The following is a 7,853-nucleotide window of genomic DNA, read 5'->3' on the forward strand; positions in this document are numbered from 1 at the left end:
CGGAAAGGGGATGGCCCCTTCACGGGGTTTCGTTTTCGCTGAAGGCGCCCGCGCGCGGGCGAGCCTTCCAGGGGCTAGGCGCTGAGGGGCGTTCTCTCTCTCTCTTTGCAGCGAGGTAATTCTTCAGAATGTCGAAGAAGCGATCCCGCTGGCCCGCCTCGAACTCCAGAAGAACACCCATCTTCCAGCAGTGGCCCATCAGGCCGGGTTTTTGTTCCGCCCAGGCGACGCGCCCGAGGCAGTCCACCTGGGCGCTCTTTCCGATCTGGATGCAGATCGGAAAAGGCGCTTCCCCCCGGGGCCTGTACAGGGCAAAGAGGCAAAAGCCGCCGGCGCTGATGTCAATGGGGATGATGGGGTCAGGCGAAAGATCCGGGGACTTCAGCGTGACGAGAGGGGAACTCTCGTCGAGATCAAAATCAATACGATACCGGGCGGACCATCGCGGACTGCGAAGGCTATCGTACATTTCATCACTCCATTCCCCCCCAGGAAAGCCGAAAAAGATTTCGGTGAATTTCTTGTGCAAAACTTGTGGCTCAGTTGCCAAAATATATGGTGAGAGTGAACAAAGTTCAAACGCAATTTCAACACAGGTCAGTATTTTTCAATGGGTTAAGTAAAGAAATAATGAAAATTCTGATTGTTGCGCAAATAGTTCCTTGGAGTAATTTGGAATTTGGTCAAATGGTTTTATGCGTAAAAAAGTTTTCGCTGTGAATGAGACATCTGTATCAGGGGGTGAAGCGCGGAATTTTGGGGAGCGGACGAGCGGACTATCGCGGGAACCAGCCGTGGCCCTTCATGTGGCCGCGGAGGTAGCAGATCTGTCCCGTGTGCTGGGTGTGGTCGCCGAGGAGGCGGGTGAGCCACTCCCCGATGGTGATCTCCTCGCCGAAGGTGTTCGTGATCTTTCGCTCGAGATCGCTCTCGCCGAGGGTTTCGAGGTACGAATTCGTCCGCGCGCGCACGGCCGCCATGTAGGCGAGAAGATGATCCTTGTCGGCGCGGAAGGCGCGCACCTGATCGATTTGATGGCCGACGCCGTTGTTGCCCGGGTCGGGGGGCATGCCGAACTTTTCGTGCCACTTGTCCCCGATCCAGGCCTGATCGCGCCCCGACATGACGGCGATGGAGTTGTCCTCGTAGCGGGTCTGGTGCCAGATCATCCAGGCGATGGTGTTGTCGTTCGCGTTCGGCTGATGATGGAAGTCGTCCTCGGCGAGGTCCTTGACCGCCATCGCGATGACCGCGTTGTTTCGGCCCAGCGCCCTCTTGAAAACATCGGTTGCCTTCATCTCGCGTTCCATGTGAGAAGGGGTGCGGTCGGCATCGAGTAAAACACATATGCGCCCGGAGGGGAACGCTTCGCCGCCGGCGGTTGGAGCGGAAGCGGCCGATGGGTAATCTGCAAGGGCCAAACGGGCGATCAGGGAAGTTTCCCGGATGAGGGGATGGGTGAGCGATTGAAGCGTTTTTTTCGGTGGATTTTTTGGGGTGCTCTGGCCCTGGGGCTGCTGCCGGCCTGCTGGGGCGGGACGGTTGCCCTGTTGCAGAATTTGGTTCCGGTGGTTTTCTTGCCCGGGAAGTCGCTGGGCGGCTTTCTCTTGACCGGAAAGGCGTGGGCGTTTCTCGGCGGCGGGGCGGTCTACGTTCTCTGGCACCGCTTATGGCCGCCGCACTTTCTCTACACCTTTGTCCACGAGATGACCCATTTGATCTTCGCGGTTCCGCTGGGGAAAAAAGTGCGGAGCCTGGAGGTGAACCGCGAGGAGGGGGCCGTCGTCCTGAGCGGGACGAATCCGGTGATCACGCTGGCCCCTTATTTCTTTCCCCTCCCGGCGGCGCTCCTGCTCGGAGCGGGAAAGGCGGCTGAGTGGGCCGTGCCCGATCCGCGCCTGGAACTCGTGACGGCATTTGCTGTCGGCCTCGCCCTCGTTTTTCATCTCATGATGACCGGGAAAACCCTGCGGACCTCGCAGCCCGATCTCCGGCGGAGCGGAAGGCTGTTTTCCTGGGTGGCCATCTATCTGGCCGGTCTCGTTTTCATGGGCGGATGCGCCATCCTCGCCCTCGCGGGGTGGGAGCGGCTTGCCATCCTCGGGCCGGCGCTTCTCGATGAGATTGCAGCCGCATACGCCTGGAGCGGCGCCCGCCTCCTGGAGGGGGTGAAGTGGGGGTGGCGCACGGCAGAGGACATGGGCGGGGAGAGATGGTTCTGAGCGGCGCCTTTCGTCTGAAACGGCGGGCGCTGGCCCTGGGGGTTCTCGCCGCGCTCGCGGCCGGCTGCGCCTATGAGATTCGAGGCGGCGCGCAGGTGCTACATCCAGGCGGGCTCGAGGCGGTCCGCAAAATCGCCGTGGCGCCCTATGTCTATCTCCACGACTGGACGGGGCAATTCCGGGACATCTACCGCCGGGCCGGAATTCTGGCCCTGAAGGGGCAAAAGCGCGAGCGCATCGAGGGAACCTTCCTGCTGGAAAACCATGCCGCCGCGCGCGGCTATGCGCTTGTCCCCTGGCCGGTGCCGGACAAAAAATTGCCTGCGCCACTGCCGGATCGGATCGCCGAGGTGCGGAAAATTCTAGAACGCCTTCGGGCGGCGGGTGCGGGGGGCGTTCTGGTCGCCGCGGGTGAAAGCGGTTGCCAGACGATCGAATACTGCCATGCGCGGCTCAAGATCGTGCTGTTGGACACGGGGGAGGGGCGCATCCTCTGGCGGAGCGAAACCCAGGCGGGCACGCTCCTCTCCCAGGGGGACGAAATGGCGGCCCTCATCCGCGATGCAATTGAATCCCTCCCGGAGGGAAGGCCAGGCGGCGGGGTTCTCCGCTAGGCCGGCCTATTTTTCCTGATATTCGCAGTGAATGAGATAATCCTCGCGGCGCGGGCCGTAGACCGCCAGGAGGCGGCAGGGGCCCTTGCTGGTGACCTCCGCGCCGTGGGGCGTCTCGGGGGGAACGCGGAAGACGCTGCCCGCTGCGATCGCAATTTTTTTCTCCCCGAGCGTAAAGTTTGCGTTGCCCTCGACGACGAAGACCAGTTGCTCGAAGGGGTGGGTGTGCGGCGCTTCGTTCGCGCCGGGGTGCACCTCGGTCATCACCAGCATGGACCCTTCGCCCGTGAAAACTTTGCGCGTCACCCCGGGCCGGACCTCGGTCGCCGGTATCGTGTCCCATGCGTACGTGTTCATCCATGTCCTCTCTTTTTGGAGAAAAGCGGGGTATCCCGGATATGTTCCTCCGATTCTGGAAAAGCGCAACCGCATCCCCGGCGCTGGTAAGAGTGAAATGACGCTTTGGCATGAGCGAAACCGGGAGAGGGCGTGCAGAACAGGACAATTTGACAATTTCCCTGAGAGGGACGCCATCTAAGTCGTTGATAATATTATATTTGTTGAACATGGAATATGGCACATCCCTTGCTGTTATCCCAGGTACGTTGGGTAAGGCGTTCTTAGGCGGCACGCCTTTCCCGATGGGCGTGAGGAGTGGTCGATCGGGTCGGCGCTCCTCCGCCACGCCATTATTCATTTAGTTTATGCGTTTCCTTTATGCGGCTCCACCAAAAATGGCACGGCCCCCTCTTCCCGCCCCCGGGAAGAGGGTTTTTTTTGTCCCTGTTTTCCTTCCAGCGTTTTCCAAACCCACCTCCTTGGTTTATTCTTATCTGGTGTTCTTTGGACGAAATGCCGCCGAATCCGTCTTCGGGCGGTTTCGGCGGCTGATTCTTTTACCCGATAATTTTTGAGGTGAACAACATGGCAGATAAAGTTCGTCTGGCGTCCGTGGGTGTCGGCTGGTGGGCAGCTGTTTTGGGCGACGCCGTGGGACGCAGCGGAGCGGCCGAGATCGTCAGTTGCTTTGCCCGCTCCGAGGAGAGCCGCAAGGCGTTTTCCGAAAATACGGCTGCCGCGCGGCTGCCAGCTACGAGGAAGTCCTGAAGGACCCCGAGGTCGAGGGCATCCTTCTGGTCACCCCCCATTCGACCCACGACGACATGATCGCTCAGGCCGCCTCGGCCGGAAAGCACGTCTTCGTCGAAAAGCCCTTGACCCTGACCGCCGCGGGGGCGAAGAAGGCCATCGCCGACACCTCGAAGGCGGGCGTTACCCTTCTGGTGGGCCACAACCGCCGCCGCTCGGGTGCCAATCGGAAGATCAAGGAGATGATCGACAGCGGCGCGCTCGGTCAGCTGCACCAGCTCGAGGCCAACCTTTCGCTCGGCGCGGGGCTCACCCCGCGGGCTGGCTGGCGGAGCGACCCCGCCGAGTGCCCCGCCGGCGCCATGACCGGCCTCGGCGTCCACATGATCGACAACCTGCACTACCTCGCCGGCCCGGTGAAGCGCCTCTTCGCCATGAGCAAGCGGATTGCCGGCAAGAGCCAGCTCGATGACGTGACGAGCATCGTCCTCGAATTCGAGGGCGGCCCCCTCGGCTACATCGGCTCGACCTATGTCATTCCGAAAATCTGCACGACGACGGCCTTCGGCACCCAGCTCAACGCCTGGTCCGAAGAGGACGGCGCGCGGTTCTTCATCCAGAAGCCCGATCAGATGGTGCGGCAGGAAATCCCCTGCCAGGCGGGCGATTCGCTGGCCGAGGAGATCACCGAGTTCGCGGGCTGCATCCGCGGAACGGCGAAGCCCGAGACGGGCGGCCCCGAGAGCCTGGAAGTGGTGGCCGTGCTCGAGGCCGTGGTCGAGAGCGCCCGGACGAATCAGGCAGTCGAGATCAGCAAGTACCGTTAATTTTCCGTCCCCGTGGCGGATTCTGTGCGGAGGAAGCGCATGCCGCAGATGCGATATGTCGGCACCTCGCCGACGAAAGAAGACGCCCTCGCCAAGGCGCTGGGCGAGACCCTCTACAGCGACGATCGCCGGCTTCCGGGCGAGGTCTTCGTCCAGGTCATCCGGGCCCGGATGGCGCCCGCGCGCGTCAAGAAGATAGACCCCCGGGCTGCGCTCGCCATCCCCGGCGTGCTGTGCGTCCTCACGGCGAAGGATATCCCCGGCGCGAACGAGGGCCGCTACCCGAATTATCCCGTTCTCGTCGAGGAAACCGTGAGCGGCATCGGCGATGCCATCGCCATCGTCGGCGCCGAGACGCGCGATCTCGCCCGCGAGGCGGCCGAGAAGGTGCGCGTCCTCTACGAGCCGCTCCCCGGCGCCTATGACTTCCTCGCGCCCGAGGGCGAGGTGCTCTGCGACTGGAAGACCGAGAAGGGCGATGTGGAGGCCGGCTTCCGGGCGGCGGATTTCATCGCCGAGAACGCCTACTTCTCCGCCTGCCTCGATCACGCCTTCATCGAGCCCGAGGGCGGCCTCGCCTGGATGGACGAGCGCGGGGTGATGAACATCTGCGTGCCGACCCAGGCCATCGAGAACGCCCAGAAGGTGGCCCACACCCTGGCCCTCCCCGAGAGCCGGGTGCGGCTCATCTGCCCGATGGTGGGCGGCGCCTTCGGCGGAAAAGAACACCCCCTCCTGGGCGATTTCCTCGCGCTGGCCGCCCTGCGCACCGGAAGGCCCGCGCGCATGGCCTACACCCGCGAGGAAACCATCCGCACCGGCAGCAAGAAGCACCCCTTCCAGATGCACTACCGCACGGGTGCGACGAAGGACGGCAAGCTCACCGCCGTCGAGGTCGACATCATCGCGGACTCGGGCTCCTACCCGACGATGAGCCGGGGGCTCGTCCTCGGCGGGCTCTGCATCAGCGGCGGGCCCTACGAGATCCCCAACGCCCGGGGGCGCGCCCGCGCCGTCGCGACGAACAACCCCTTCACCGAGGCCATGCGCGGGGTGGGGGCGAACCAGGTCTGCTTCGCCTATGAGTCCCAGATGGACGAGGTGGCGGCCGGCATCGGGATGGACCCGGCCGCGTTCAGAAGGCGCAACTTCATCCAGAAGGGCGGCACCCTGATGCAGAAGCAAAAGGTGCCGACGAAGGTGATCCTCCCCGAGATCATGGACAAGGTCGAGGCCTCGATGAAGCGGAACGCGCGCCCGAAGAAGGCGGGTCCCTGGCGGCGCGGGGTCGGCTACGCGGCGAACCTCGCGGGCTACGGAAGGCCCCGCAACGAGGGCGAGGCCTATCTCTCGATTCAGGATGACGGGAGCGTGAGCCTGCGCGCGGGCGCGACCGATGTCGGCGCGGGCCAGACCCAGACCTACCGCCAGATCGCCGCCGAGGCCCTCGGCCTTTCGCTGGAGAGCGTGACCGCCGTCATGTCGGACTCGGAGATCACCCCCTTCTGCGGCATCACGGCGGGAAGCCGCCAGACCCTCATCTCGGGCGGGGCCACCTACCGCGCGGGGATCGCGCTGCGCGGAAGACTGCTTCAAGGCGCCGCCGAGCTCTTCGAGGCCGCCGTGGACGATCTCGAAATCGAGGGCGGAAAGATTTTTGTGCGCGCCGCGAAGGATCGGAGCGTCACCGTCCCCGAGGCGGTGAAGAAGTGCAAGCAGATGGGCCTCGTCCTGCACGACACCGGCAAGATGATCCTCGGCAAGCACGAATACGAGGGCAACGAACAGTACGGCGACGCGGGCGGATGGATGGACTACACCTTCGGGGTCCACGCCGCCGAGGCCGAGGTCAACATCGAGACCGGCGAGATCCGCCTGCTCGATTACCGCGCCGCGCACGATGTCGGCCAGGCCATCAACCGCCAGCACGTCGAGGGCCAGTTCGAGGGCGGCGCCATGATGGGCATCGGCCACGCCCTGATGGAAGAGATCATCACGAAGGACGGCGTTCCCCTCACGGATCACTTCGAGGGCTACATCATCCCGACGGCGATGGAGACCCCCGCCTGGGAGGACATCATCGCGGAATCCGGCGAGGGCTTCGGCCCCTACGGCGCCAAGGGCATCGGCGAGCCCCCCTGCGCCGCCGCCGCGGCCGCCGTCGCCAACGCCGTCAGCAACGCCATCGGCGCGCGCATCACCCGCATCCCCATCACCCCCGATCACGTCATGGAAGTGCTGGGGAAGATCAAGAGATAAGCCCTCACCCCCGCCCTCTCCCGAAGGGAGAGGGAGTAAGAGAGACCCCTTCTCCCCCCGGAGAAGGCTGGGATGGGGGAAGATTTTCAAAGAGCGCCCCGTAGATGTGGGGCGTTTTTTTTGTAGCCTCCGCCGGGTAGAATCCCCCATCGGATCGCAACGGCATATGGGAAACGGTATATGGGAGGGCGGCCGTGGCGGGAAGCTTCTTTGAAGTGCTGCGCGTTTTCACTCGGCTGGGGCTGACCTCGTTCGGGGGCCCGACGGCGCACCTGGGCTTCTACCGCGAGGAGATCGTCGCGCGCAGGAAGTGGGTGGACGAGCGCGCCTACGCGGATCTGATCGGGCTCTGCCAGTCGCTGCCCGGGCCGGCGAGCAGCCAGGTGGGCATCGCGCTGGGCGTCGCGCGCGCCGGAATCCGGGGGGGCTTCGCCGCCTGGCTCGGCTTCACGCTGCCCTCGGCGGCGGCGCTGGTCCTTTTCGCGCTGGGCCTGCCGGCGCTTCAGGAGGCTTTCGGCACGTCCTGGCTCCACGGCCTCCAGATCGCCGCGGTGGCCGTTGTCGCGCGCGCCCTCTGGGGCATGGCGAACATCCTCTGCCCGGACCGCCCCCGCGCCGCCATCGCGATCCTCGCGGCGATTGTCCTCCTCTGGACGCAGACGGCGGCCGTGCAGGTTCTCGTCATCCTCGGCGGCGCGATCCTCGGGCGGATGATTCTCCCCGGCGGGGACGGGGAGCGCGCCGCGCCGCTGGGCCTCGCCGTCCCGCGCGCCGCCGCGATCGGCTGCCTCGCCGCGTTCTTCGCCCTCCTAGTCGCACTGACCCTGCTGGCCAAGGCCCTG

The 7,853-nt window shown here is 64.5% G+C and carries 8 protein-coding genes; 5 read left to right on the forward strand and 3 right to left on the reverse strand.

Annotated features, from left to right (window positions below):
- Nucleotides 1–19 precede the first annotated feature (19 nt).
- Together O2807_09085 and O2807_09090 are read right to left on the reverse strand one after the other, a co-directional pair.
- Entirely contained in the window at nucleotides 20–469 is a 450-nt protein-coding gene (locus O2807_09085) for a hypothetical protein (GenBank protein ID MDA1000649.1), read from the reverse strand.
- 307 nt (nucleotides 470–776) lie between these two features.
- Nucleotides 777–1,298 carry a DinB family protein gene (locus O2807_09090; protein ID MDA1000650.1) on the reverse strand — a complete coding sequence of 174 codons (522 nt, stop codon included), beginning with the start codon at nucleotides 1,296–1,298 and terminating at the stop codon, nucleotides 777–779.
- Between the two features lie 168 nt (nucleotides 1,299–1,466).
- Here O2807_09090 and O2807_09095 point away from each other — a divergent pair, with 168 nt between their 5' ends.
- Together O2807_09095 and O2807_09100 are read left to right on the forward strand one after the other, a co-directional pair.
- The gene (locus O2807_09095; GenBank protein MDA1000651.1) at nucleotides 1,467–2,222 is read left to right on the forward strand and encodes a M50 family metallopeptidase; all 756 of its coding nucleotides are present in this window, start codon (nucleotides 1,467–1,469) and stop codon (nucleotides 2,220–2,222) included.
- Nucleotides 2,213–2,836, forward strand: coding sequence for a hypothetical protein (locus O2807_09100; GenBank protein MDA1000652.1), 624 nt, complete (start codon nucleotides 2,213–2,215; stop codon nucleotides 2,834–2,836). Before O2807_09095 ends, O2807_09100 begins: the two co-directional genes overlap by 10 nt.
- 6 nt (nucleotides 2,837–2,842) lie before the next feature.
- On the opposite strand, the gene O2807_09105 is transcribed toward O2807_09100, so the two are convergent.
- Nucleotides 2,843–3,193, reverse strand: coding sequence for a cupin domain-containing protein (locus O2807_09105; protein ID MDA1000653.1), 351 nt, complete (start codon nucleotides 3,191–3,193; stop codon nucleotides 2,843–2,845).
- 665 nt (nucleotides 3,194–3,858) lie between these two features.
- On the opposite strand from O2807_09105, the gene O2807_09110 reads away from it, so the two are divergent.
- The 3 genes from O2807_09110 to O2807_09120 form a co-directional block, all read left to right on the forward strand.
- Nucleotides 3,859–4,752: a Gfo/Idh/MocA family oxidoreductase gene (locus O2807_09110; protein MDA1000654.1), complete on the forward strand. Its 894-nt coding sequence runs from the start codon at nucleotides 3,859–3,861 to the stop codon at nucleotides 4,750–4,752.
- 39 nt (nucleotides 4,753–4,791) lie between these two features.
- Nucleotides 4,792–7,011: a xanthine dehydrogenase family protein molybdopterin-binding subunit gene (locus O2807_09115; GenBank protein MDA1000655.1), complete on the forward strand. Its 2,220-nt coding sequence runs from the start codon at nucleotides 4,792–4,794 to the stop codon at nucleotides 7,009–7,011.
- Nucleotides 7,012–7,205: 194 nt separating this feature from the next.
- On the forward strand, nucleotides 7,206–7,853 hold a 648-nt coding region (locus tag O2807_09120), incomplete at its 3' end, for a chromate transporter (protein ID MDA1000656.1).

The organism is bacterium, assembly GCA_027622355.1.
GTDB lineage: Bacteria > UBA8248 > UBA8248 > UBA8248 > UBA8248 > JAQBZT01.

Excerpts from the sequence above, each read along its gene's own strand:
- O2807_09085 (MDA1000649.1), bottom strand. The coding sequence starts at position 469 with ATGTACGATAGCCTTCGCAGTCCGCGATGGTCCGCCCGGTATCGTATT.
- O2807_09090 (MDA1000650.1), bottom strand. The coding sequence starts at position 1,298 with ATGAAGGCAACCGATGTTTTCAAGAGGGCGCTGGGCCGAAACAACGCG.
- O2807_09100 (MDA1000652.1), top strand. The coding sequence starts at position 2,213 with ATGGTTCTGAGCGGCGCCTTTCGTCTGAAACGGCGGGCGCTGGCCCTG.
- O2807_09105 (MDA1000653.1), bottom strand. The coding sequence starts at position 3,193 with ATGAACACGTACGCATGGGACACGATACCGGCGACCGAGGTCCGGCCC.
- O2807_09115 (MDA1000655.1), top strand. The coding sequence starts at position 4,792 with ATGCCGCAGATGCGATATGTCGGCACCTCGCCGACGAAAGAAGACGCC.